The organism is Frankia sp. AgKG'84/4 (genome assembly GCF_023242965.2).
Classification (GTDB): Bacteria; Actinomycetota; Actinomycetes; order Frankiales; family Frankiaceae; genus Frankia.
The window spans coordinates 1-24,052 of record NZ_JALKFU020000006.1 but is presented as its reverse complement, the minus strand read 5'-3'; the positions used below and the strand labels follow the sequence as shown (position 1 = coordinate 24,052).

At 69.2% G+C, this 24,052-nt stretch carries 23 protein-coding genes and 4 pseudogenes; 16 read left to right on the top strand and 11 right to left on the bottom strand.

Annotated features, from left to right (window positions below):
* Positions 1-808: 808 nt before the first annotated feature.
* Both MXD58_RS01310 and MXD58_RS01305 read left to right on the top strand, forming a co-directional pair.
* Positions 809-1,594 (top strand): annotated as a pseudogene (locus MXD58_RS01310) (IS256 family transposase); the annotation flags it as partial.
* Positions 1,595-1,856: 262 nt separating this feature from the next.
* The gene (locus tag MXD58_RS01305) at positions 1,857-2,549 is read left to right on the top strand and encodes a dTMP kinase (RefSeq protein WP_248839362.1); all 693 of its coding nucleotides are present in this window, start codon (positions 1,857-1,859) and stop codon (positions 2,547-2,549) included.
* A 278-nt stretch (positions 2,550-2,827) separates the two neighbouring features.
* Here MXD58_RS01305 and MXD58_RS01300 read toward each other — a convergent pair whose 3' ends face one another.
* Positions 2,828-3,421: a hypothetical protein gene (locus tag MXD58_RS01300; RefSeq protein WP_250608985.1), complete on the bottom strand. Its 594-nt coding sequence runs from the start codon at positions 3,419-3,421 to the stop codon at positions 2,828-2,830.
* Positions 3,422-3,701: 280 nt separating this feature from the next.
* Here MXD58_RS01300 and MXD58_RS01295 point away from each other — a divergent pair, with 280 nt between their 5' ends.
* A complete protein-coding gene (locus MXD58_RS01295; protein ID WP_250608984.1) occupies positions 3,702-4,055 on the top strand; it encodes a hypothetical protein in 354 nt (117 codons plus the stop codon).
* A gap of 3 nt (positions 4,056-4,058) precedes the next feature.
* Here MXD58_RS01295 and MXD58_RS30530 read toward each other — a convergent pair.
* Positions 4,059-4,423, bottom strand: a pseudogene (locus MXD58_RS30530) (NF041680 family putative transposase); the annotation flags it as partial.
* Positions 4,424-4,536: 113 nt separating this feature from the next.
* Between MXD58_RS30530 and MXD58_RS01290 the strand changes: the two are divergent.
* Positions 4,537-4,728, top strand: a pseudogene (locus MXD58_RS01290) (DDE-type integrase/transposase/recombinase); the annotation flags it as partial.
* A gap of 62 nt (positions 4,729-4,790) precedes the next feature.
* Here the strand turns inward: MXD58_RS01290 and sigJ are convergent.
* Positions 4,791-5,708, bottom strand: a complete 918-nt coding sequence (gene sigJ, locus MXD58_RS01285; RefSeq protein WP_248839340.1) for an RNA polymerase sigma factor SigJ — start codon at positions 5,706-5,708, stop codon at positions 4,791-4,793.
* A 78-nt stretch (positions 5,709-5,786) separates the two neighbouring features.
* Here sigJ and MXD58_RS01280 point away from each other — a divergent pair, with 78 nt between their 5' ends.
* A complete protein-coding gene (locus tag MXD58_RS01280) occupies positions 5,787-6,083 on the top strand; it encodes a hypothetical protein (protein WP_250608983.1) in 297 nt (98 codons plus the stop codon).
* Positions 6,084-6,122: 39 nt separating this feature from the next.
* Here the strand turns inward: MXD58_RS01280 and MXD58_RS01275 are convergent.
* The 3 genes from MXD58_RS01275 to MXD58_RS01265 all read right to left on the bottom strand — a co-directional run bounded on the left by MXD58_RS01275 (position 6,123) and on the right by MXD58_RS01265 (position 9,426).
* Positions 6,123-7,246 (bottom strand): IS3 family transposase gene (locus MXD58_RS01275; protein ID WP_248839342.1). Its coding sequence is split into 2 segments (ribosomal slippage): positions 6,123-7,033 and positions 7,033-7,246, totalling 1,125 coding nucleotides; the frame shifts between segments, so codons are not numbered across the junction.
* Positions 7,247-7,699: 453 nt separating this feature from the next.
* A complete protein-coding gene (locus tag MXD58_RS01270) occupies positions 7,700-8,125 on the bottom strand; it encodes a universal stress protein (protein ID WP_248839343.1) in 426 nt (141 codons plus the stop codon).
* Positions 8,126-8,817: 692 nt separating this feature from the next.
* Positions 8,818-9,426: a TetR/AcrR family transcriptional regulator gene (locus MXD58_RS01265; protein WP_248839344.1), complete on the bottom strand. Its 609-nt coding sequence runs from the start codon at positions 9,424-9,426 to the stop codon at positions 8,818-8,820.
* Between the two features lie 116 nt (positions 9,427-9,542).
* Here MXD58_RS01265 and MXD58_RS01260 point away from each other — a divergent pair, with 116 nt between their 5' ends.
* Complete coding sequence (locus MXD58_RS01260; RefSeq protein ID WP_248839345.1) at positions 9,543-10,106, top strand: ester cyclase; 564 nt, start codon at positions 9,543-9,545, stop codon at positions 10,104-10,106.
* Positions 10,107-10,114: 8 nt separating this feature from the next.
* Here the strand turns inward: MXD58_RS01260 and MXD58_RS01255 are convergent, their stop codons facing one another.
* On the bottom strand, positions 10,115-10,789 hold the full coding sequence (locus tag MXD58_RS01255; RefSeq protein ID WP_374615462.1) for an MmyB family transcriptional regulator: 675 nt from the start codon (positions 10,787-10,789) through the stop codon (positions 10,115-10,117).
* 235 nt (positions 10,790-11,024) lie between these two features.
* Here MXD58_RS01255 and MXD58_RS01245 point away from each other — a divergent pair, with 235 nt between their 5' ends.
* Positions 11,025-11,642, top strand: coding sequence for a YbhB/YbcL family Raf kinase inhibitor-like protein (locus MXD58_RS01245; protein WP_248839347.1), 618 nt, complete (start codon positions 11,025-11,027; stop codon positions 11,640-11,642).
* Between the two features lie 24 nt (positions 11,643-11,666).
* On the opposite strand, the gene MXD58_RS01240 is transcribed toward MXD58_RS01245, so the two are convergent.
* Positions 11,667-12,242 (bottom strand): putative quinol monooxygenase, encoded by a 576-nt coding sequence (locus MXD58_RS01240; RefSeq protein WP_248839348.1) that lies wholly within the window; start codon positions 12,240-12,242, stop codon positions 11,667-11,669.
* A gap of 523 nt (positions 12,243-12,765) precedes the next feature.
* Here MXD58_RS01240 and MXD58_RS01235 point away from each other — a divergent pair.
* The 8 genes from MXD58_RS01235 to MXD58_RS01200 all read left to right on the top strand — a co-directional run bounded on the left by MXD58_RS01235 (position 12,766) and on the right by MXD58_RS01200 (position 21,486).
* A complete protein-coding gene (locus MXD58_RS01235; RefSeq protein WP_248839349.1) occupies positions 12,766-13,365 on the top strand; it encodes an ABC transporter permease in 600 nt (199 codons plus the stop codon).
* Between the two features lie 61 nt (positions 13,366-13,426).
* Entirely contained in the window at positions 13,427-15,310 is a 1,884-nt protein-coding gene (locus MXD58_RS01230) for a dipeptide ABC transporter ATP-binding protein (protein WP_308301871.1), read from the top strand.
* Positions 15,311-15,319: 9 nt separating this feature from the next.
* Positions 15,320-16,438 carry an LLM class flavin-dependent oxidoreductase gene (locus MXD58_RS01225; RefSeq protein ID WP_248839351.1) on the top strand — a complete coding sequence of 373 codons (1,119 nt, stop codon included), beginning with the start codon at positions 15,320-15,322 and terminating at the stop codon, positions 16,436-16,438.
* 215 nt (positions 16,439-16,653) lie between these two features.
* The gene (locus MXD58_RS01220) at positions 16,654-18,162 is read left to right on the top strand and encodes a DHA2 family efflux MFS transporter permease subunit (RefSeq protein WP_248839352.1); all 1,509 of its coding nucleotides are present in this window, start codon (positions 16,654-16,656) and stop codon (positions 18,160-18,162) included.
* Between the two features lie 63 nt (positions 18,163-18,225).
* Positions 18,226-18,825 carry a TetR/AcrR family transcriptional regulator gene (locus MXD58_RS01215; protein WP_248839353.1) on the top strand — a complete coding sequence of 200 codons (600 nt, stop codon included), beginning with the start codon at positions 18,226-18,228 and terminating at the stop codon, positions 18,823-18,825.
* Positions 18,826-19,065: 240 nt separating this feature from the next.
* Positions 19,066-20,961 (top strand): HAD-IIIC family phosphatase, encoded by a 1,896-nt coding sequence (locus MXD58_RS01210; RefSeq protein ID WP_248839354.1) that lies wholly within the window; start codon positions 19,066-19,068, stop codon positions 20,959-20,961.
* A complete protein-coding gene (locus MXD58_RS01205) occupies positions 20,958-21,251 on the top strand; it encodes a phosphopantetheine-binding protein (protein ID WP_248839355.1) in 294 nt (97 codons plus the stop codon). The genes MXD58_RS01210 and MXD58_RS01205 overlap by 4 nt, the downstream gene beginning before the upstream one ends.
* Before the next feature lie 67 nt (positions 21,252-21,318).
* Entirely contained in the window at positions 21,319-21,486 is a 168-nt protein-coding gene (locus tag MXD58_RS01200; protein ID WP_250608982.1) for a hypothetical protein, read from the top strand.
* Positions 21,487-21,542: 56 nt separating this feature from the next.
* Here the strand turns inward: MXD58_RS01200 and MXD58_RS01195 are convergent.
* The 3 genes and pseudogenes from MXD58_RS01195 to MXD58_RS01185 form a co-directional block, all read right to left on the bottom strand.
* Positions 21,543-21,665 (bottom strand): annotated as a pseudogene (locus MXD58_RS01195) (MscL family protein); the annotation flags it as partial.
* A gap of 122 nt (positions 21,666-21,787) precedes the next feature.
* Positions 21,788-22,189: a MerR family transcriptional regulator gene (locus MXD58_RS01190; protein ID WP_248839357.1), complete on the bottom strand. Its 402-nt coding sequence runs from the start codon at positions 22,187-22,189 to the stop codon at positions 21,788-21,790.
* Positions 22,190-23,185 carry an MDR family NADP-dependent oxidoreductase gene (locus MXD58_RS01185; protein WP_248839358.1) on the bottom strand — a complete coding sequence of 332 codons (996 nt, stop codon included), beginning with the start codon at positions 23,183-23,185 and terminating at the stop codon, positions 22,190-22,192.
* 376 nt (positions 23,186-23,561) lie between these two features.
* On the opposite strand from MXD58_RS01185, the gene MXD58_RS01180 reads away from it, so the two are divergent.
* Positions 23,562-24,052: FG-GAP repeat domain-containing protein (locus MXD58_RS01180; protein WP_250608981.1), on the top strand; the 491-nt coding region annotated here is incomplete at its 3' end.

Below are 24,052 nucleotides of genomic sequence, written 5' to 3'. Positions count from 1 at the left end.
ATCAGCCCTGCTCGAGAGTGTCATTCGCGTGTCGCGATGGCGAGAATGATCCTGCGGTGCCTGTGATCCTGCCGAAAGCGATCGAGTGTGAGAGGTGGATGGCGGCACTCGGCACCGGGGCTATGTCATTGGAGTCGTCCCTGGTAGCACATTGTGGAGGTCCTCGACTAGCGCTGCGTCACGCAGGATTCGGCGGATGGCTGCAGAAACCAGGGCTGGGCTGATCGGACCGTCGTTGAGGTGGCGTGGTGCGAGAAGATCGCTGGGCGCGGGAGATCGATGTGGAGGAGGACTGGCAACTTCCGCTGACCGGACCTCGTCCGGCGGATCAACGCATTATTGATCGCGGGTACAGACAGGTCCCGCTCGCAGTTCATGGCACCGCCTCGCCAAGAATCCCCAGCTGACGCTCATGTCCGGGAAGCGGGTCCGGGACACGATCGTGGATTTCGGCGGACCAATTCCAGCCTCTTTCGGTCCGGACAGGACGCGGGTCGGTCCCCGAGGCTCCGTCCATCGAGGTGGCAAACGGCCAGGGCGGTTGTGTGACCCGCGCTCCGGGCGAGTGGCGTCCACTGACGTGGTGTACGGGCCGTGATCGGCTAGTGCGCTGACCATGAACGTTCCTGGGTTGCGAGGACACGCCAGGCGAGGTGCTGGGTATCGGGCGGTTTCGGGTGCAGCGTCGGGATCGGTAGCTGACGCCGATCCGGGAGGTGAGCCCGATGGGAGGACAGCCAGTACGAGCGCGACGGCTGACCGACGAGGAAGGCTAACGGTTGCAGGCGATCGCGCGCCGTGGGAAACACCGCTCGATCCGGGTCCGCCGCGCTCTGATCATCATGGCGTCCGCGAGCGGGACCCCGGTCCCGGGGATCGCTCGTCTCGTCGCGTGACGGGCGTGCACTGCCTACTCGCGGTCGGGGTCAACGGCGACGGGCACCGGGAGATCCTCGGCCTGGACGTCGTGAGCAGCGAGGACGGCACCGGCTGGCTGGCGTTCTTCCGCGGTCTGGTCGCCCGTGGCCTGTCCGGGGTCCGCCTCGTCACCTCCGATGCCCACCGCGGCCTGGTCAACGCGATCGGAGCGACCCTGCCCGACGCCTCGTGGCAGAGATGCCGGACTTACTACCCGCGAGACCTGCTCGTCCTCACACCGAGATCCTCGCAGCCCTGGGTCGCCACCGTCGTGAGAACAATCTTCGATCAGGCCGACGCGAACGAGGTCGTCGTCCAGTTCGACCGGGTCCTCGACGGACTCACCGAAAAACTTCCTCGCGCCGCGGAACATCTATCCGGAGCGAAAGCCGACCTGCTCGCGTTCACCGCCTACCCGCGGGAGATCTGGCGGCAGATCTGGTCCTCGAATCCACAGGAACGCCTGAACAAGGACATCAGGCGACGCACCGACGTCGTGGGCATCTTCCCTGACCGCGGAGCCATCATACGTCTCGTCGGCGCGGTTCTCGCCGAGCAGCACGACGAGTGGATCGCAACCCACCGCTACCTCGGTGTGGAAGTCCTCGCCAAAGTCGACGCCGCGAACAACCCATCCGACACACCCGAGATCGGCGTGACGCCCGAAGCCCTCGCCGCGCAACCTTCCACCAGGATCACGCGGAGTCACTCTCCGTACACCACACCCCCGGACGTGACCCTCCCGGCACCGGACTCGTCCTCCAACCGGCGTCGATCTGTCGCGCCGGCAGGTCGGTGTCCAAGAGCACATTGCCGGCCGGCAAAACCCAGAGCCTTCCTTGTGCAGGGTATGGGATAGTCCTCCGCAAGGTAGATCTCGAAACTTGAGGGGTCGACGTATCGTGATCCACGAACCGGGGCAGAGCGCTAGGTTGTTCGTGTCGTTCGAGGGTATCGAGGCTAGTGGGAAATCGAGCGTGGCACGGCAGGTCGCATCGCGGCTTCAAAAAGATCAGTGGTCCGTCGATCTTCTGCGAGACTTCGCCACCCCCAGCTCGCGGGCCCCAGTCCAACAGGCAGTCCGCAAATCTCTATTTTTTTCGGTTGGCTTTGAAGAGGGCCCTCGAGCCGCACTGCTTTATTTGCTCTACCATGAATCCGTTAAGTGGGAGCGGGCTGGGAGAATTTCTCGGGACGTGATGCTGGCCGATCGTTTTCTCGACTCTGTCGTTGCCTATCAGGGGCAGTTCCTGCCCGAGAGTTCGCCCGTTGACCCGATGACGCTTCGGGATCTGATCGAATCCCTGATGACTGGTATTGGGATTCCGGTTCCGGACGTCACATACCTCCTTGATCTTTCACCCGAACAGGCAGCCGCGCGCTACGCCAACCGAGAAGGGACCCGCCTGTCCAAATTCGAGATGGAACAAATTTCCCAGATACGCGGATGCCTTCTGGGATTATCGGAGAAAAAGGAGAAGATGATGGTCGTCGATGCCAGTGATTCGCTCGAGCGGGTTGTCGATCTCATCTACAACGATCTTCTCGCCCGACTTCGGAGCTCGGCGGATTGCGCCCGTGGCGCCGGCGAAAGCCGGTCATCCAAGCTTCTTCCCGATGTTTCTGCATAAGCGATCGTGCGAGAAATCTGCCGGACAGATTCCGGCTGCCCGTGATCTCTTAAGGCAGGCGAACGCGGTGCAGTCGTAGATCGGGCGTACGGGGAGGTCGATGGAGCGACTGGCGAGATCGACGGGCCGGTACTGCGTCGCTTTCCCTCGGCGCGTTTCTGGTCCTGCAGGTCCGACTTGTTGGGTCGTGGAGGCTGGCGAACACTGACAGGAGGTCGGCAGGTCCACAACGAAGCCTGTGCAGTGACCCCTTGAACCCACGGATCATTTGCGCCCCGTCAGCCGGACCTCCCGTTCATCCCGAGTGCGTTGTTGACGGTCTGGATCTCCTGGACAGGCACCGCGACGTTCCCGGTGACGGTCATGGGGGCCAAGATCCCGCCGGCTCCGCCGCTCCCGGTCCAGGTCGCCGTCCAGGTCACCGAGACTCGCAGCTGGAACGATCCCGGTCGGGCGTAGACGTGCCAGCAGTTCGCGACCTGCCGATCGAGGGGCAGCGCCGGGTCGTAGGGAACGCCTCCGCCCGGACAGACGATCGGTGCCGTGCCGTCGCCCGGATCGATGGTCACTGACTGGACAGTTTCGGTCACCTGCGCCCAGACTCCACCGGCTGTGACCCGCTTGCTCGCCGTCTGCAGGGATGCCTGCTCGACCCAGACGTACGTCCGTAGGCCCACCAACGTCGACTCCGGTTCTCCGGTGTGATGGCGGGGGCGGTAGTCCACGACCGGCGTCTGCGGGCGCAGCTCGTTGTAGGCCTGCTGGGCGAGCTGCGCGGGGTCGGCGACGGGCGCTGCCGTCCTGGTCCACACCCAGGCCCCGGCGACCGCAGCCGCACCAACGCCGGGATTGGTGTTCTCCCCACAGATCACATAGAGCCAATCGCCGCGGTTCGGATCCGCCCCGGCCGGCGGATCACTGGGCGGAGAGGCCCCGGACACTACGTCACTGGCCGCCGCGCTCGTGATGGCGCAGCTGTCCCTGTCCGTTCCCGCATCCGGCGTGCGCGTCCCCAGCGCCTCCCTGTCTGTCGGAGTCCTATGAGACAGATGGATCTTTGAGACCTGTGTAGCGGTAGGGCGAGACGGGATCTTCAGACCAGTGACGTTGACCATGGCGGACATGGCCTCCTCGAAGCAGGAGGATGGCGGGGTGAGCTCCTCGCGAGGCGGACCGCGGTCGGACCGGCCGAAGCGCCGGACCTTCACCGCGGCCTACAAGAAGAGAATCCTGACCGAGTACGACGGCCTGACCGGTGCGGGCGAACGAGGAGCCCTGCTGCGCCGGGAAGGTCTGTACCACTCCCACATCCAGAAATGGCGCGAGGCGCAGGAGCAGGGGGCTCGCGAAGCCCTCGAGGGCAGGCCCGCCGGCCGGCCCGCGGCGACGGAGAAAGACGCCGACAACGAGCGGCTACGGCGGGAGAGCGAACGGCTCGCCGCTGAGCTGGCGCGAACGAAAGCGGCGCTGGAAGTTGTGGGAAAAGCGCACGCGCTCTTGGCTTGAGATTTAACCTTTCTTCTTGCGTCTCGACTTCGCGGGTATGCCTGTTTTGCGAAGTTCTGACCCGAGTCGTGGCGTGGAGCGGGGGTGTTCCGACCTCCGGGTGGGCGTCCGGGGCCGGGGTGGCTGGTTTTCGGTAGATGGGTCGGGGTGCCCAGGCGATCACGCAGATGTCGAAATGCGCGGCGGACCCGGTAGGGCGTGAGGGACTTGCCTGGGCGGGGGCGTCTTTCCCAGGGCCGGCGCAGGTCGGTGGCCAGGTCGCGGGCGAGGCGGAGTTGGGCGTAGGCGGCGATGAGCAGCCAGGTCCAGCGGATGGCCTGCTCGGGGTGACGCAGCCGGGCGGCGGTCCAGCCGAGCTGGGACTTCATCTTCGCGCACTGGGCCTGGGCATCCATGCCGACCGGATCACGGCGAGAAGAGCGGAGTGAACCGAGAGGTTCACGCTCCGTTCCGTGGGAGCCCGGGGGTGCGATCCCCCCGGGCCACCCGACCACGGTTGAAAGCACGGGTGCGGCCAATGCGCGGACTGAAACGTCTCCGCTCCGTTCAGACCGTCAGCGCCGGACACGCCCTCGTGCAGAACATCCGCCGCGGCCACTATGAGCTCGCCGCCGACACCGACCCACAGCTCCGGCTGGCCGCCGCGTTCACCGAGCTCGCCGCCGCCGTCTGACCACCGATCATCGAGGCCGCTGGCATGCCCAGCTGCCCCAGAACGCAACAGCGCCGGGCCACTCACGCCGTGCCGTCGAGTGTGACGGCCGCCAGGTCCAGGGAGTTGAGTCGATCGGGGTCGACGATGGCGTAGATCTCGGCGATCCGCTCGTCGGTCACGGTGAAGCCCATCAGCGAGATCGGCTGGTCGTCGAGGGTGATGACCACTCCCGCGGCGCCGTTGACCAGTACCGGGCGCACCGCCGCCGAGGGCTGGGCAAACATGAGCGCCCTACGGGCGACGGTCGGTGCCCCGCGGACCACCGCCGTGGCCTGCGGCCGGCCGACTCCGCCGTCGGCACGCAGGATGATGTCGGGATCCAGCAGCTCGACGAGGGCGTCGAAGTCGCCGCCGCGGGCGGCGGCGAAGAAGGCGTCGACGACCCGGCGCTGGACGGTGTGGTCGACGTCCGGGGTCGATGTGCCCAGCTCCCGCACCCGGCGGCGGGCCCGGCTGGCCAGCTGCCGCGCCGCGGTCGGGGTGCGGTCGACCATCGGCGCGATCTCGTCAAACGGCAGGCCGAACATGTCGTGCAGCACGAAGGTGAGCCGCTCGGCGGGCGTCAGGGTGTCGAGGATGATGATCAGGGCGAGTCCGACCGACTCCGCGAGCAGCGCCTCCTGTTCGGGCTGTTCGGGTTGCTGGGGGCCACCGACCGGGTCCGGGGCGACAATCGGGTCGGGGACGTACACCCCGATCGGATCCTCGGTCCGCACCCGGCGGGCCCGCAGCATGTTCAGGCAGATCCGGGCGACGACGGTGGTGAGCCAGCCGCCCAGGTTCTCTATCTCACCGGCCCCGGGCCGGTTCAGCCGCAGCCAGGCGTCCTGTACCGCGTCATCGGCCTCGTGCAGGGAGCCCAGCATGCGGTAGGCGACGGCGCGAAGGTGCCCGCGGTGTTCCTCGAACCGCGCGGCGAGCCACTCTGCATCTTCCACCGGTCACACTCCTCGGTCGACACGTGTCATAGCCATGACCGACGACAGTCGGCCCGTGTGACAGAGAAGGTTGAGCAGATGTCGGCGATGCTACTGAGAACCAAGGTGAAGCCTGAGAAGGCCGCCGAGGTCGAGGCCGCTGTGAAGTCGTTGTTCGCCGCGCTGGACCAGGCGCGGCCCCAGGGCATCCGTTACTCTTCCTACCGGCTGGAGGACGGTGTGACCTACGTCGTGCTGCTGCAGGTCGCGGAAGGGGTCGAGAACCCGCTCCCGACGGTGCCTGAGTTCCTGGAGTTCCAGCAGAACCTCAGGGAATGGCTCGCGGAGCCGCCGGCTCCGGAGCAGCTGACGGTCATCGGAGAGTACCAGTCCTGAAGTTGCCCCGGTTCTGTTCACAGATAGGGCTTTGAACAGTTATGCGGCTTGATGGTACTCGTTGAAGTGGATTTCGTGCTCGTGGGGGCTGAGATGTCCGTTGGTGGAGTGGCGGCGTTGCCGGTTGTAGAATCCCTCGATGAAATCGAAGATGGCGGCGCGGGCCTGGTCGTGGGTGGCGAAGGTGGTGCGGTCGAGGAGTTCGCATTCGAGGGTGGCGAAGAACGACTCCGTGACCGCATTATCATAGCAATCACCGGCGGATCCGACGGAGCGTCGCACCTCGTGCTGGCGGCAGAGCGTGGCGAAGTCCCGAGATAGGTATTGACCGCCTTGGTCGGAGTGGTGAATGACGCCGGGGGCGGGCCGGCGGTGTTGGAGCGCCATGGTGAGGGCATCGGCGACGAGCGGGGTCTTCTGCTCGTCGGACAGGGACCATCCGACGATCTTGCGGGCGTACAGGTCGAGGACGACCGCGAGGTACAGCCAGCCCTGCCCGGTCGGGACGTAGGTGACGTCGGCGGTCCCGACCCGGTTCGGTGCGGGGGCGGTGAAGTCGCGCCCGACCAGGTCGGGTGGCAGGTGGGCGGCGCGGTCGCGGCGGGTGAGGCTGACCCGGCGGCGGCGGTGGACTCCTTGTAGGCCCGCCTGTCTCATCAGCCGGGCGACGCGCTTACGGCTGGTCCGGACGCCCGCGGCGGCCAGGTCGGCGTGCACACGCGGGGCGCCGTAGGTCGCCCGGGACGCCGCATGCACCGCGGTGATCTTCACGGTCAGGGTCTGGTCGTCGGCGGTCCGAGCGGACTGGCCGCCGCGGCGGCGCCAGGCGTAGTAGCCCTCGCGTGACACACCGAGCACGCGGGCCAGGACGGAGACGGGATGGCGTGTTTTCTCCGCATCGATCAGAGCGAACGTCATCTCTGATCGGTCTCCGTCGCGAAGAAAATCGTGGCCTTACGGAGAATGTCGCGTTCCTCGCGGAGCTGCCGGTTCTCCTTCCGGAGCCGTTTCAACTCCTCGCGTTCCGCGGCACTCGGCCCGTCGGCCCGCGCGCCTTCTTCCTGCTCGGCTTGGCGCACCCAGTTACGGATCGACGGCCCCGACGGGCCGTATTCCTTCGCCAACGCCTCGGGTGAACGGCCAGCCCGGACAAGTTCCACCATCTTCCGGCGGAACTCCTCCGTGTACGGCGGTTATGATCTCGACACCTGCACTCCTCCCTGGGACCATTATCCCAAAGAGCCCAGGTGTGAACAGAATCTGGTCAACTTCAACCGGGAGATATAGGCCTGCCGAGAGGCGCCGACCGCCGAAGTTGGACCGGCGCTGGGACGGATGTTCGAGTGAAGGCACAGGCCTGGTAGCCGATCGGCTGGGTGTACGTCGCCTGACCGTTCGGGCATGCCGAAGCCGAGGTGAGAGTGAGACCGCCTGCGCCACGGTGATGTTCGAGAAAAGGAGGAAGCTGGCGGCCGGGCCCATGGCCGCCAGTGCGAACGCCGCCCGCATGCCGCTAGCACCCGCTCTGCGCGAACACGAGGGTGGTGACCCTCCAGATGCCGCCCTGGAGGCTGAGCCCGTGCCGGCATCCCGATGTTGCTGGCGGCGGCATCTCCTCAGTGGGTGTGCGCGATGAGGATGTCGCAAGGCGCATGATGGGCGACGTCCGCTGCGATGCTGCCCAGGACTCGGGTGACGCCTTGGACGCGTTTGTTGCCCACCACGATGATGCTCGCCCCGAGCTCTTCGGCGACACCGACGAGCACATCAGCCGGCTTGCCGTACTCCGAGCGAGGAGTGGCGGTCAGGCCAGCAAGGTCGACCGGGAGATCTTGGATCGCCTGTTCGGCTATCTTCAGCGCGGCATCGCTCGCGGACAGGTCGAGTTCGTTGCCGGGTCGGCCCACCTGCAACCGGTCGATTGAGCTGAAGGCGCTGACGACGATCAGCTCATGCCCGAGGGCGGAAGCGAGCTCCGCCGCTCTGGCCGCGGCTTTGCTCGCTGTGTCGCTTCCATCGACGCCGACAATGATCTTGCCCATCTCACACCTCTCCTGGCCTGCGCGGAAGCGTGACGGTAGCCGTGCCCGGCGTGACGTACTGTCCGCGCTGGTTGATTGCCCAAGTCTCGATTTCGACGACGCTATCGCCGTTCTGGTCGAGCTGCTTGCCGGTCGCTCGTCCATTCAGCCGGTGGACGACGTACACGGGCTCAAGGGCGAGGGTGCTGCGGCCGCGGAAGGCCCACCTCGGGGGCTTCTGAAGAAGCTTGAGCGCGACACCGTGTGCCGCAACCCGTGGGGGGTGCCGCGCGGCCCGCGACACTGCGGCCATGGTCCTCGGATGGCGGCCACTCCTGGCAGATCGACGAAGACGTCGTGCACGGCTTCGGCTATTTGAAGCGGCCAGCAGATCCAGATCCCCGCTGCGGTGCGGCGGGTGCTCGCCACGGCGATCCCCACAGGCCGGCTTGACGAACTCCCCACCGTCACCACCGCCGAGATCACAGCGCCATGAGCCCCCGGTGACCACGCCCGGCCTCGGCTGCGAGGGCCGCACCGCCAAGTGGCACATTGTGGGCGAAATGTGGGTGCGGACGCCCCAGACATGCGCGGCACGCTCCGAGCGCCACCGACACGCCAAGCGGGCTGTCCTTGCCCCTCCTTCTCGGCGTCGTGGCGAGTGCCGGACTTCGCGCCTTCAGCCTGAGTATTCGGCTGAGTTCAGGGTTCGTTTAGAGGGCTGCGATGGCCGTCTCACGGATCGCGGTTTCGGCGTGGTCCCAGGACCAGCCGGACTCGGCGACGAGCGTGCGCCAGCCGTGCGGGCCGAACCAGAGCCAGAGCAGGTCCGCGGTCTCCTTCGCCGCATAGCGCGGGCGCGGCGTGAGGGTGTGCAGATGGTCGGCCGCCTCGCGCAGCGCCGCACGGTAGTCGCGGGTCGCTCGCTCCCAGAGCGCCGCGCCGTCTTCGTGGACCGGCAGCGCCAGGCGGATCGCCTCATGCACGGTGAACTGCGACTCGTTCCCGTAGCGGGTGCCCGCCGCCAGCGCCGCGAGGACCTCCCGCGGCGTGCTCAGGCTCAGTACCTGCCGCAACGCCTCTTTGTAGCGGGACGCGGCCACCCCGGCGTCGATGATGCGATCCATGATCTCGCGCTTGCTACCGACGCTTGCGAAAACGGTCTTGGGCGAGACACCAGCCGCGGCTGCGATATCCGCGACCGTCACCAGGCCGTAGCCGCGCTGCCCGAACAGCTCCGTCGCGGCCTGCAGGATCGCCTCGCGCGTCTGCGCAGCCGCCTTCTCCCGCAGCGGGGAGGTGTAGGCGCGCTTGCTGGACATGCGCGCCACCTTACCCGTCGCACATATTGAATGCATCCTTTGGTGATTCAATAGGTTTGCCGTATCGTCAATTTGGCCAGGCACCCCCCTCAACAGACCTCACCGCGGGAGTTCCCATGACCGGCAACGCCACCGACAGCGCGCATTCGCTCTTCAAGGTCCTGGAGACCGGTGACCCGGCACTCGCTGCCGAGGTCGTCGGCGCCGACTTCCACAACCGGGAGGCGTCCAACTCCCCCGTCGCCTGCGCGATCCCCGGACCGGCCGGCGTGCTCGCCTCAAGTGCCTGGATGCGTTCGGCGTTCACCGACCTGCGCTTCCCCGTCCTCGACACGGGCGTCGACGACGAGCGCGGCCACGTGTTCGTCCGGATCCGGATGCAGGGACGGCAGACCGGACCGTTCGTGCTCTTCCGCAACGAGAAGGTGGACAAGATCGTCCCGCCGACCGGCCGCGAGATCGACTTCGAGCAGATCCACGTGCTGACGGTGCGCGACGAGAGAGTGGTCGGCCACGAGGCCGTCCGCGACGACATGACCATGCTCGGCCAACTCGGCATCTTCCCGCCGACCCCCGCCATGGTCGTGCGGCTCGCCGCCTGGAAACTCACCGGCCGTGACCGACGCGCGGCGGCAGCGGTCTCAGCGCTCTCAGCGCGCGCCGCGGAAACTGCGAAGTAGGCGAACGGTCACGAGGCGGGATGACCAGCCAGGTCCATCTTGCTGCCGGCCGGCGGTGACGTGACCGTTGGCGCGAGCGGAGCCGCTACGGAGACTTCCTGGATGACACGGCATGGCTGGCCGGTCCTAAATCGCCTGCGGTCCGTCATGAGGCCGCGCAGCGCCCGGTCGGTCGCCGCATCGACCGGGGTGACGACGAACAGGCGCTGATGGGAGCCGTCCAGGGTGGCGAGAATGTCATAGGCGACGGTCATCTCACCGGCCACCGGGTGACAGATGCGCTTGACGCCATGGGAGCGCTCCTTCACCGTGTGGTCGTCCCACCAGACGGCGAATTCCGCGCTGTCCCGGCACAGGCGCGCGATGACCTCCCCCAGTCGGGCGTCGTCGCGGTGACGCGCGAGATCAGCGCGCAGGTTCCCGACGGTCTCCCGCGCGATACGGGTCCAGTCGAGCTGTGTTTCCCGGGTCCGCGGGTCCAGGAAAAGCTGGTAGGCATTGTTTACCGCCTCGCCGGTGCCGAAATCCTCACCGAACAGCGCCGCCGCGGCGGCGTTGCGGGCGAGGACATCACAGCGGCGTGCCCACCTGCCCCTGTTCCAGCCGGATATACCAGTCGATGCTGACCGCCGCCAACTGCGCGACCTCCTGCCGCCGCAGGCCCGGGGCGCGGCGACGGTCACCGCGGGGCAGGCCCACGTCCTGCGGCCGCAGTCGTGCCCGTTTCGCCCGGAGGAACCGCGCCAGCTCCGGGCGTCGCGTCGTCGGCCGGTGCGTCATACCGCCATGATCGACCTCCTCCTGGGCGGATTCCAGCGGCGATCCTGGTATTCCGAATGCCAGGATGCGCGACGCCTTCCCGCGCCCGCGCCGCCGCCCGCATCGTGGTCCGCGCTGACCACCAAGCGGAAGGCAATCATGAGATCACCGTTTCGCGTCGCGACGGCTGTCGCGCTCGCGGCGCTCTGCACCGTGGGAATGATCACTACGGCCGTCGCCGGCTCCGGCCCCAGGCACCCCGATGGTTACGGGTACACGGCCGTCCGCCGCGACATCCCGGGCAAGGCGGTGCGTTTCCTGGCCAGCAGCCCGGACGTGCGCGACGGCGGCGCGGTCCCGGCCAGCCATTGGGCGAACGGATTCGGCTGCGACGCCCCCAACCAGCCGGTGCGGCTGGCCTGGACCGGAGCGCCGGCGGGTACCCGCAGCTACGCGGTGACCCTGTTCGACCCGGACGCACCGACCGGGTCCGGGTTCTGGCACTGGCTGGTCTGGGACATTCCCACCACCGCCACCCAGCTCGGCTCGACGCCGCCGCCCGGCGCGGTGTCCGGCACCGATGACGCGGGTGTGGCCGGCTATCTCGGGCCCTGCCCGCCAGCCGGCGATATCGCCCACCACTACCAGTTCACCGTGTACGCCCTGGACATTCCCAGCCTTGGCCTGGCGAGCACCACACCGCCCGCCGTCGCGGCCTTCACCCTGTCCAGCCACGTCCTCGGCTACGCCCGCATCACCGCCACGGCCCAGCGGTAGGGAGTGCGCACCGCCCAGCGGCCGTCAACCCCGCTCGCCATCCGGCGATTCGCGGTCAGGCAATTCGCAGTCAGGGCGCTTGGCGTCCTGGCACGTCACTTGCCGTCGAGTCACTTGTCCTGGCAGGCGCCGGTGGTCAGCGTGTCCACGTGCTGCTGTCCGGCCGGGGCGACGGGTACCTGGGCCGCCGTCCCGTGGGCGGCGCGAAGCCCAGTGATGATCAGAAGTGAGCCGTAGTCGAAGTGCTCTTCGTGCGGGCGCCATCGCGGCGTAACAGTAGCGCCCGGCGCAGATCCTGGGCACCTGGTGGAAGGCCATCTCCGGGGTACCGTCGAGCAGGTCGACAGTCCAGGCCAGGAATTCCTGCGTGTGCGGATGTGCCATGTGCGCGTCCAGCGCGGCCTGGTCCCGCCAGGTCTCGACGCCGACGATCACATTCTCGTCAGCGAGGTCGGCGTAGAAGCCGTAGGATTGGCAGCCCTCATCACCGCGGCTGGCGGCCACCACCTGCCGGGCCGCGGCCACCACCTGCCGGGCCGCGGCCACCAGCGCGTCGCGGCGTGTGGGCTGCACCCGGACGTTGCCGATCACGATGAGCACAAATCCTTCCCAGATATACGGTCAGCTTGAAGCCTGGCGGCGCGCCGGTGCCCGCTCCACCGGCAGAAACAGGTGGGCAGTCCCGCCCGCCAGGAACGCGTGATCGCCGCGAGCGGTGAGCTCATTGTGGACACAGAAATCCCGGCACGGCGCAGCGCCTGCGGGCAGGCTCCGACATGAAATCCGCACTGACCTGAAAGGACTTGGCATCACCGAGCACGGCCCAGCGTGCCGCGGCAGGTTGTGTACGTCCTGTAATCGAGCGCCGCCAGCGTCCCTTCCGCCGCTCAACCGCAGGCACACCCGTGCGGTCATGTCACGCCCGATGGAGTGCGCCACCGGTGATGAAGATGTCGAGTTCGCGAAACGACAGCGGAAACTCGACCGGTGGCCGACAGCTTGCCTCGGTGACCTGGCGGTCAACACGTGCGAAGCCTGCTGCCGCACCCACAACCGACCGTGGCGTGGGCACGGTCAATGCGGTCAGGGCGGCTCGGTCTCGCATGCGTCTCGCCGCTGAGCCATGGCCCCCGCCCAGCGCCAGCGCGGGCCGCACAATCCTCACCCGACGGCCCGCACCGCCAAGTACCGCCCGCGCCCGCGCCCGCGGCCGCCCTCGCGTGCGGCGCGCACCGTCCCATCCACCGGCCGTGCCCCAACGCTACTGGTCATCGCGACACTCGGACCGGGCTCCAGCCATTCCGTCATCGCACTGGCCTGCGCGACGATGCCGGGCTTCCTGCGCATCGCGCGTTCGCAGAGCCTGGTGGTCCGGCGGTCCGGCTACGTCCGGGCCGCCGTCGTTCTCGGCCGAGCACCCCTGTCCATCCAGCTACGGCACGTGCTGCCCAACGCGCTGCCTCCCCTACTCGTCTTCTCGATGATCAATATCGGCTCGGCGATCATCGCGGGGACGACGCTCAGCTTCCTCGGGCTGGGCCCCAAGGCGCCGGCGCCCGAATGGGGATCGATGCTGTCCACCAGTCGCAACTACCTCGCTGTCGCCTGGGCGCCCGCGGTGTTTCCGGGTCTCGCGATCGCCCTGACCGTCGTCGCGCTGAACATCGTCGGGCGGGATCTGCAGCGTCGGTTCGAGCGCCGGGAGTCGGTGCCCCGTGCCTGACACGTCAGCCGAGCCGCGGCACACGCCGACGCCCAGCCCGAGCCCACCCGGACGACCACTGTTGGACGTCCGCGACCTGCGCGTCACCTTTCCGACGCACCGTTCCCGGCTCCACGCCGTGCGGGGCGTCGACCTCACTCTCGCCGCCGGCGAGTGCCTGGCCATCGTCGGCGAGTCAGGGTCGGGCAAGAGCGTGACGGTCCGTTCTCTGCTCGGGCTCGCCGGCCGGCGCGCGCGGGTCGAGGCGGAGCGGCTGGAACTCGGTGGCGAGGACCTGCTCAGCGTTCCCGCCCGCCGCCTGCGCCAGCTCCGCGGCGGCACCATCGGCCTGGTTCTCCAGGACGCGCTGGTGTCACTCGATCCGCTGCGGCCGGTCCAGGCCGAGATCGCCGAGGCCCTGCGCAACCATCGGGTGGTGCCCAGCCGGGACGTCCCCGGCCGGGTCATCGACCTGCTGGAGCAGGCCGGCGTCCCGGAGCCGGCGGTACGTGCCCGCCAGTACCCGCGCGAGCTGTCCGGCGGACTGCGCCAGCGCGCACTGATCGCCTCGGCGATGGCCGCGGCGCCGCCCGTCCTCGTCGCCGACGAACCGACCACCGCGCTCGATGTCACCATCCAGGCGCGGGTGCTGGCATCGCTGGCGAGCAGGAAGGCCGCCGGCACGGCCCTGCTCCTCGTCAGCCATGACCTCGCGGTCGTCGCCGGTATCGCGGACCGGGTGGCGGTGATGTACCAGGGACTGATCGTCGAGGAGGGACCGGCGACCGAGCTGCTGACCAGGCCCGCGCACCCCTACACCCGGCTCCTGATCGCGGCCGTGCCCTCGGCGCACAACCGGGGCCGTTCGCTCGCACCACCCGCGGCAGCCGCCGGTGGCACAGTCCGGCCAACCGAGGGATGCGTGTTCGCGCCGCGGTGCCCGCTGGTGACCGACCGCTGCATCGAACAGCAACCGCCGACGGCGCCGGTCGGGCCAGACCGGACGGCCCGCTGCTGGTACGCCGAGCCCGCCGCGCCGGCCCCACCCGCCGCGTTGGTCCAGGCCGGGCCGGTGGAGGTCAGTGCCGCACGCGCGCCGGATTCCCCGGCGGCGCCCGCGCCCGCCGCGGTGGCCCCGACGCCGGTCCTGACCGCCCGCGGGCTGAGCAAGTCCTTTCCCGGGCCGGACGGCTCGGCCCGGCAAGCTGTCGACGACGTGTCCTTCGAGCTCCGACCGGCTGAGATCCTCGGGTTGGTCGGCGAGTCGGGATCCGGCAAGACCACGGTCGCCAACCTTGTTCTCGCCCTGTTGACGCCCGACTCGGGCGAGGTGCTGCTCGGCGGCGAGGCCTGGTCGCAGCAGCCCGAGCCGAAGCGCCGCCCCCTGCGGCACCGCCTCCAACTGGTGCCGCAGGATCCGCTCGGCTCCTTCGATCCGCGCTACACGGTGGCGCGCATCGTCGGCGAAGCCGTGCCCGACCGAAGCGACCAGCGGCGCCGCCGCGTCGCCGCGCTGCTGGACCGGGTCGGCCTGAGCGCGGGCCTGCTGGACCGGCGTCCGGCGCAGTTGTCCGGTGGGGAGCGGCAGCGGGTCGCCGTCGCCCGCGCCCTGGCACCCGAACCGGATGTGCTGGTCTGTGACGAGCCCGTCTCGGCGCTGGATGTGTCCGTCCAGGGCCAGATCCTCGACCTGTTCGACGGCCTGCGCCGCGATCTGGGCACCGCCATGCTCTTCGTCTCGCACGACCTCGCCGTCATCCAGCACCTCAGTGATCGGGTGATGGTGATGCAGGCGGGCCGCGTGGTCGAGGCCGGCAACGCCGTGGAGGTCTTCGAGCACCCGGGCCATCCGTACACCCAGGACCTGCTCGCAGCGCTGCCCCGCCTGCACCGGGCCGACATCGTGGCGGTCGGAGAGAGTGATACGCAGAACGGAGCGACCGGTCACGAAGGGACAATGAAGTAGCCGCTACCGTTGGAGTGTGTCCGCCCACGCATCTACTGGCAGGACCTCGCCCGCGAGTCCGAGCGGGGCCTGCTGGACTTCGTGACGGTGGAAGACAACTCGGAGATCCAGTCCGTCCAGGCCGGCCAGCCGGACGACCGGCACGACCAGGTACGCGGGCGACTCGAGCCGCTGTTGGCAGCGACCGCGATGGCGGTGGCGACCTCCTCGATCGGCATCGTGCCGTCGGTGACCACGCGGACCGACCCGTACCGTCTCGCGACCGGCCTCGCGACGTTGGACCACCTCAGCGGCGGCCGGGCGGGCTGGCGCACGATCGCGGCCCACCGCGGTGCCGCCGGTCCGCTGCCGACGCACCGCGAGCCGCTTCCGACCCCGCCGCGCACGCTGGACAGCCCAGGGGTGGTTTCGTACCTGAGCCGCAGTTTCGCCGCCGGTTCGCGCACCGTCGACCTGGTCCGCCAGCTCTGGGACAGCTGGGACGACGACGCGCTCGTCCGCCAGCCGGCGGCTGGACGGTTCGTCGACCCGACGAGGGTGCGGGCGCTCGACGTCACCGACGAATGGTTCAGCGTGGACGGGTCCACCACGACACCGCGGCCACCGCAGGGCCATCCCGTGGTGATCACGCTCTCCCACACCCGCTTCTCGCACGAGTTCGCCGCCCGGTCGGCCGACCTCGCCCTGGTCACCCCGCCGGACCAGGACGGGCTCCGGCAGATCCTCGCCGACCTGCGGGACCAGGAGTCGACCGACCAGCGGCCAGTGCCGCTGCAGGTGTACGCGGACCTGCTGGTGCTGCTCGACGACACGCAGGCCGCGGCGGACGAGCGCCGGGCGCACCTCGACGGGCTCAACGGCGCGCCGCTGGCCTCCGATGCCTCGATCTTCGTCGGCACCCCCGGCGGCCTCGCCGACCTGCTGCAGTCCTGGCAGGCCCTGGGGGTGACCGGCTTCCGCCTGCGGCCGGCGGCACTGCCGCACGACCTTCTCGCGATCACCCAGGGTCTCGTTCCCGAGCTGCGCGACCGTGGCGTCTTCCGCTCCCGCTACGAGAGCGGGTCGTTGCGCGAGCGGCTCGGGCTCGTGTCGGCGACGCCGACTCGACTGGCGGCCTCCACCCACTGAGCGATCCGGCTGGTCCAGGGGACACGGCGGCCGGACCCGCTGGGCCGAGCCGGGGGGTGAACCGGGCGCCAGACCTGAGTGGCGCCCACCGCCGTCAATCGAGCGCCCGTGTCCGCTTGAAAAACGGAACGCCTGTCCGTACGGTCGAATCGGAACACCTGTCCGTATCACCTGGCCGTCTGTTCCGGCCTGGAAGCCGTCCGGAGGCACATGTCATGACCAGTCAGGACCAGCGGGCCGCGCCGGTCGAACCCGGCCGGGTAGCGGTCGCCGAGCCCACGGCTGATCCTGCCGCCGACTCGCGGCAGCACCGCCGGCTCGCCATCGCGCTGGGGGTCATCGTCACCTGCCAGCTCATGGTCGTGGTCGACGGCACGATCGTGAACGTCGCGCTGCCCCAGATCACCAAGGACCTGCCGCTGTCGCCCACCAGCGCCGCCTGGGTCCAGGTCGGCTACTCGGTCGCCTTCGGCGGCCTGCTCCTGCTCGGCGGGCGCGCCGGCGACGCGTTCGGGCGGCGGCGGTTGTTCGTCGGCGGGCTGATCGTGTTCACGCTCGCCTCCCTCGTCGCCGGGCTGGCCGCCAACGCCGAGATGCTCATCGCCGCGCGGGCGGTGCAGGGCGCCGGCGCGGCGTTCGCGGCGCCCGCCTCGCTGGCCCTGCTGGCCACCACGTTCACCGACGGGCCCGCGCGCCACCGCGCGCTCGGCGTGTTCTCCATGATGGCCGGGCTCGGGCTGACCATCGGCCTGATCCTCGGCGGCCTGCTGGCCACCGCCTCCTGGCGCTGGGTGTTCTTCATCAACCTGCCGTTCGGTGCCGCGCTGGTGTACCTCGCCCCGCGGTACCTGAAGGAACCGCCGCGACACCGGGCCCGGTTCGACATCGGCGGCGCCGTCACCTCCGCGCTGGGAGTGGCCGCTCTCGCCTACGGCTTCATCCGCGCCTCCTCCGACGGATGGTCCGACAGCTTCACCCTGGGCGCGTTCGGCATCGCGGCGGTCCTGCTCGTCACCTTCGCCCTGATCGAACGCGGCGCCGAGCAGCCGATCGTCGCCTACAAGCTGCTCGGCCAGCGCAGCCGGGCCGCGGCCTACACCAACATGCTGCTGCTGGGCGCGGCCATGGGCGGCACCATGCTGTACATGTCGATCTTCATCCAGCAGGTGCTGGACTTCAGCGTGCTGCAGGCCGGGCTGGCGTTCCTGCCCATGGCGGTGGTGCAGTTCATCTGTGCGCGCACCGCGCCGAAGCTGATGAGCAGGCTCGGCGGCAAGCGGCTCACCGCGATCGGGACCGTGCCGCTCGTCGCGGCGGCGGCCTGGCTGGTGCTGCTCGACGACTCGTCCAACTATCTGACGAGCGTCCTCGGCCCCCTGTTGCTGTTCGGCGTCGGCATCGGCCTGGCCTTCATGCCGCTGAACTCGACGATCCTCGCCGGGCTGCCGCCCCAGGCGACCGGTTCCGCCTCCGGGCTGCTCCAGTGCCTCCAGCAGGTCGGCTCGACCATGGGGGTCGCGGTGCTGACCACGGTGTACGGCACCTCGCTGCGCCACTCCGCCGATCATCCGGTACCGGGGCTCGGTACGGCGGAGCAGCTCCGGCACGCCTGGGCCGACGGTGTTTCCGCGGCGATGTACGTGCCCGCGATCCTGGCCGCCCTTGCGTTCCTCCTCGCGGCATTCGTCATCCGCGCCCCGGCCAGGGCCGCCCAGAAAGCCTGACCGGCCCTGGATCGAGCGCGCGAGCGTGCGATTCTGGCGATGCCACAGACCGAGGGAGCCACGTTGACGCCGACGCAGACCCCGCGTTCCCGCGGGGAACAGGCAGCCGGGGGGCACGTCGTCCGAGCGGATGCCGCCCGCAACCGGGACCGGGTGCTGGCCGCGGCCCAGTCGGTCTTCGCCACCCACGGGGCGGACGCCTCGCCGCACGAGGTCGCCCGCTTCGCCGGCGTCGGCGTCGGCACCCTCTACCGGCACTTCGCCACGCGCGAGGCGCTGCTGGAGGCGGTGCTCTCCGACCGTTTCGAGTCCCTGCGCCAGCTCGCGGCCGAGCCCGCCCCGGGGTTGACCGCCGAGGAGGCGCTGCTGGAGTGGATCGGCGCGTTCGCCCGGCACCTGACCGCCTACCGGGGGCTGGCGTCGTCGCTGATGCCCACCATGCACGACGAGGCATCCCCGCTGTGGCAGGCGTGCCGCGAGATGCGTCTCGCGGTGGACAGCCTGCTGCGCCAAGCCCAGGCCAACGGCTCGTTCCGCGCCGACCTGGACATCTCGACGCTGCTGAAGCTGGTCAACGCCATCGCGCTCACCGCCGAGCAGACCTCGGACGACGGGGCCCGGCTGCTCGACTTCGTCATGACGGGCCTGCACCCCCGGCGCTGATCCCGCTGCGGGAAGCGTCATCAGGACTGGGACGGCACGACCGAACCCCTGACCCGGATCGGCGTGTCGTCCTGGCTGGCGGGCGGTGGGCTTAGCCGCACCAGAGCCGCGTTTTAGCCTCCCGGGCGACGATGGCGCAGTAGCAGCTCGCCACCCCCGGCCGTCCGCGCGGATCCCTCCGCGCCGGCGTTACTCCACTGCCCTGGGCGCTGGCGGGCCTGCCGTCGACCGGGAGCCAGGATGGACGCCTCGCAGACCGCCGTCCCCGAATCCACCAGCCAGCTCTTCACCGCACACCAACGGGGCCAGCTGGCATCTCGCTATTCCGAGGTGCCGGCATGGCTCGCCGCCCTGCCGGACGCCGAGCGCGTCCGCGCCGGCCAGGTCCTCGCCCGTCTCGACCCGGACGAGGTGCTGCGCGCTCACCCGACGACGCCGGTGGTCACCGTCGCGATCACCGGGCACGGCACGCTGGCGCCGCTGCTCGCGCCACTGACCATGCACCTGGCTCGGCACGGCCTGCTGCTTCGGCCGGTGACCAGCGCCTTCGACAGTTATGTCTTCCAGCTGGCGGACCGGTCGAGCAGCCTCTACGCCGCCGAACCCGACCTGACCCTCTGTGTCCTCGATCCCATGGTCGTCCTCGACGAGCTGCCCGTGGAGTGGCAACCGGCAGACGTGGCCCGCGTCTTCGACGAGAAGATCCGGCTGGTCGAAGGCCTGGTCGGCGAGTTCGCGGCGCACGGTCGCGGGGTACTCGTGCTCAACACTCTTCCGCTGCCCCGGCTGTGGTCGGCGCAGCTCCTCGACCTCGGTGCCCGGGCGACGCTCGGCGCGCTGTGGCGGGAGGCGAACGCACGGTTGCTGCGGCTGGCGCAGGGCCAACCGGCGCTCGTCGTCGTCGATCTCGACCCGCTGCTCGCCGACGGGATCCCGCTCGTCGAACAGCGGCTCAGCACCTATGCCCGGGCCCACCTGTCCCCCGCGCTGTTGGCCGCGTACGCCGCGGAGATCGGGCACCTCGCCCGGCACGTCACCGGACGCACCCGCAAGGCCCTCGTGCTGGACCTCGACGGCACGTTGTGGGGCGGGATCCTCGGCGAGGACGGCGTCACCGGAATCGAGGTCGGCGAGACACCCCGGGGCGAGGCGTTCGCCCGCTTCCAGCGGGTCGTGCGCCAGCTCGGATCGCAGGGCGTGCTGCTGGCGGTCGTGAGCAAGAACGACCGGGACCTGGTGCGGGAGGCCCTGCGGCAACGCGCCGACCTGCCGCTGCGAGAGGCGGACTTCGTCCGGATCCTGCCCAGCTGGCGGCCCAAACACGAGGCGCTCAGCGAGCTCGCCGACGCACTCAACCTCGGCGTGGACAGCCTCGTGTTCGTCGACGACAGCCGGTTCGAGTGTGAGCTGGTGCGCCGCGAGCTGCCGGCCGTCGCCCTCGTTTCGCTGGACGACGAACCCGCGCTGCACCCGCAGCGGCTGCTCCAGGAGGGCTGGTTCACCACCCGGGGGCTCACCGCGGAGGATCGGACCCGCGTGGCCAAGTACCGCGAGGAGGCCGACCGGCACGATTTTCTGCACAGTTTCGACTCCCTGCAGGACTACCTGCGCGAGTTGCGGGTCACGGTCCGGCTCTCGGATGCGGACGAGTCCGATGTGCCCCGCGTTTCCCAGCTCAGCCTGCGCACGAACCAGTTCAATCTCACCACCCTGCGGCTGCAACCCACCGACATCCGCCGGCTGCTCACCGACCCGCAGTCGCGGGTGCTCACCATCCGATCCCGGGATCGGTTCGGCGACAACGGGCTGGTGGGAGCCGTCTTCCTGCGCAGTTCCGGACAGGACGTGCACATTGAGAACTTCGTGCTCAGTTGCCGGGTCTTCTCTCGCGGCATCGAGCAGGCCTGTCTTTCCACGGTTCTCCGCCAGGCACGGGCAGTGGGCGCGCGGGCCGTGCACGGCTCCTACCGGCCTTCCGCTCGCAACGGGCTCGTACAGGATTTCTATCCCCGCTATGGGTTCGAACGGGTGGGCGCGGACCGCAACACCGTGCATTTCCGCCATGCCCTGGCCCGGTCATTGGAACCACCCGAGCATCTGCACGTCGACGCCGACCCCGAAAAGGACATCAGATGATCAGTTTCGAGGAATTCGTGGATATCATCCGCGTCGAGCTGGGGCTGCCGCTGAACACGGCGGACGCGGAAATCGATCTCGACCAGGTGCCCGGCTGGGATTCGGTGTACCTGTTGACTCTGCTCACGGTGCTGGAAAAACGCACCGGCGCGCCTGTCTCGCTGCCCGACGTCCTGGCAGCCACCAGTCTGCGCGAGATTTACACCGTGGTCACCGTGGTCACCGTGGTCACCGTGGTCACCGTGGTCACCGCGGACGCGGAAGCGCCGGCGGATCAGCCCACCGGCTGAGATGCGGCGACTGAAAAGGTCCGTCCTACGTGCAGGGGCCCGACTGATCGCCTCCTGGGTGAATCTCATGACGATCCGCGGGCCGGACGGCATCATCATCGGAAATCTCGGTCCTCTGTGGGGGTTCGTCGTGTGCGCACCCGTGGCGCCCGCCGCGGTGGAGAGCCGGCTGTGCCCGCAGGTCCCCCTGAGCCCCGTGGAAAGGCAGCTCGAGCAGCACTTCCGCCCAGCCTGATCGATCTGCTCGCACCGGCGGGTGGAATCCGCGGGATGAACAAGAACGGGCTACTCGACGACCGCGGTGAATGCCGCGCCGATCACGACCGCGACCGCCAGGTCGACGATGTTGCCCCGCATCAGGAACTGGTTGAAGCCGGTGAAACCGGGACGGATCAGTTTGGTCGTCGGTTCCACGACGCCACGACTGCGGGATTCTTCTCCAGCCGAGCACCGGACTCTCCTCGAGGTCGCCGAGCGCCCCAGGCGGCGCCGAGCCCGGTTATGTCCAGTGCGGAGAGGTTATGCGATTGCGGCGGCTAACCGCGCACCAGGTTCGTTCCACTCTGGGCCCTGGCCGCGGAGCGGGCGGCCAGGGCGTCACGGAGTTTCGTCAGCCGGGCGATCTCGGTGTCCAGCGCGTCGAGGCGGCGTTCGACGACACCGCTCGTCGAGCTGCACACGCCGCGGGGGTCGCCATAGCGCGGCAGGGTGTCGCCTTCCAGCAGATGGAGGCGGTCCGCGCAGGCAGCCACATCCTCGACGGTGAGGCCCAGCGCGAGCAGCTCCCGGATGATCCGTATCCGGTTGACGTCCGCCGCGTCGTACTCCCGCTGACCGGACGCCGTGCGCCGCGGCGGCGCCAGCAGCCCGCGCTGCTCGTAGAACCGCAGCGCGCGGGGGGTGGTGGCCGCCGCCGCGGCGGCTTCGCCGATCTTCATCTACAACTCCACGATGACCGTTCCGAGGTGCCTACCGCCAATGGTCTCCGACAACGCCCGCGCCGCGTGTTCGATGCCCACCACTCGGACCTGCGGAACGGTGATCTCGCCCTGGCGGAGCCAGGCCCCGAACCGGTCGACCCAGTCGGTGGCCACCGAGTTGTCGAGACCGCGCAGTGTGACGTGCTTCAGGATCACCTGGTAGATGTCCAACTCGACAGGCGCGCTGGTGCCCGACCCGTTCGGGTCCAGCTGACCATCCAACGCCCCCACCAGGACGAAACGCGCCCCCGGACGGGCCACCGTCAGGGCCGCCCGGAGCTGCTCGCCGCCGACGTTGTCCACCATGACATCGATGCCGTCCGGAGCCGCCTTGGCGAGCTGCTCGTGGAACGGTTCGCCGCCGCGCAGCACGGCGGCGTCGTAGCCGAGCTCGCTGACGAGCCGCCGCGCCTTCGCCGGCGATCCCGTGCTGCCAATGACCCGATCAGCCCCGAGCAGGCGCGCGACCTGCCCTGCCAGCGAGCCGACCGCGCCTGCTCCCCCGGAGACGAAGACAGTCTCGCCCGCCTTCAGCCCGCTCTGGAGCAGCGCCGAGTAGGCCGTTCGGCCCTGCGTCAGATGGGCGACCGGATCCGGTAGGACGTCGCCCAGGGGCTGGCACTGCGCGGCGGGAACAGCGGCGTACTCACGCCAGCCCAGCCAGTGCGAGACCAGCTCACCCGGGCGCAGGCCAGAGCCGGCCGGCGCCGAGACGACTTCCCCGACGGCAGCCCCGAACAGCGTGTCACCGGGATGAATCGGCGGGAACGGCGCGCCTTCGACGCCTCCGCCGAACAGCGTCCGCAGCGCGGCGAACACGTGGAAGTACCGGTTACGGACGAGTGCCTCACCATCGCCCGGTGTGGGTACCGGAACCTCGACGACCTCGAAGTCGGCCGGCTGCGGCAGGCCAACGGGCACGGTGGCGAGACGGACTTCGCGTGAGCGTGACATGGCCGGGACCGTAACCCCTGACCCGCACGTCAGCGGCAAACCGCCAGCATCCCCGCCCGCGGGTTGACGCTGGGGCAGCTCTGCCAACACGACCCGATTGTTCCTCAATCCTCTTTTCTCGGTGCGACTTCCACCCCGCTGGAGCGACGGTTTCACACGTCCCCCGGGTTTGCGGATCGCCGACACGACCGGGACCAACCTTGCTGTCCACGCTAACCAGCCTCTACCGTAAGAGCGCATCAGGAACACCCATTGCCGGAATGCGTGGCGAAACATTCCCAATCTCCCCGCAGGCCGACACCGACACGGCCCGACCAACTCACTTTGGCGACCTTTTGATCGAGGTCGGGCCCCATGACTCGCGAAAAGGATCTACATGAAGAACGATCACCATCGGCGCGGCGGCCAAAATTCGCCCACGCCGGTCGTCCGGAACATCATGCATGGCTTTGCCGCCGGACTCGTCTCGCTAGGAGCATTCGCCCTACTACATGCCTCCCCTGCCGAAGCGGCCACCGGTGGCACCTCGACTCGAGGGCTCCACGCTGTCTCGGACTTCAACAGCGACGGTCGGACGGATCTGTCCCTGACCGGCCCGAATGGCTGGAACACCATCCCCGTGGCCTTCTCCAACGGCGACGGCACCTTCAGGGTCACCAATTACCAGGCCAGCGGATTCCCAAGCTGGGCCGCCAGCGCCGGCGCCAAACTCGCCACCGGCGACTTCAACAACGACGGCCGCACCGACCTCGTTCTCACCGGCCCAGCCGGCTGGAACACCATCCCCGTCGCCTTCTCCAACGGCGACGGCACCTTCAGGGTCACCAATTACCAGGCCAGCGGATTCCCAAGCTGGGCCGCCAGCGC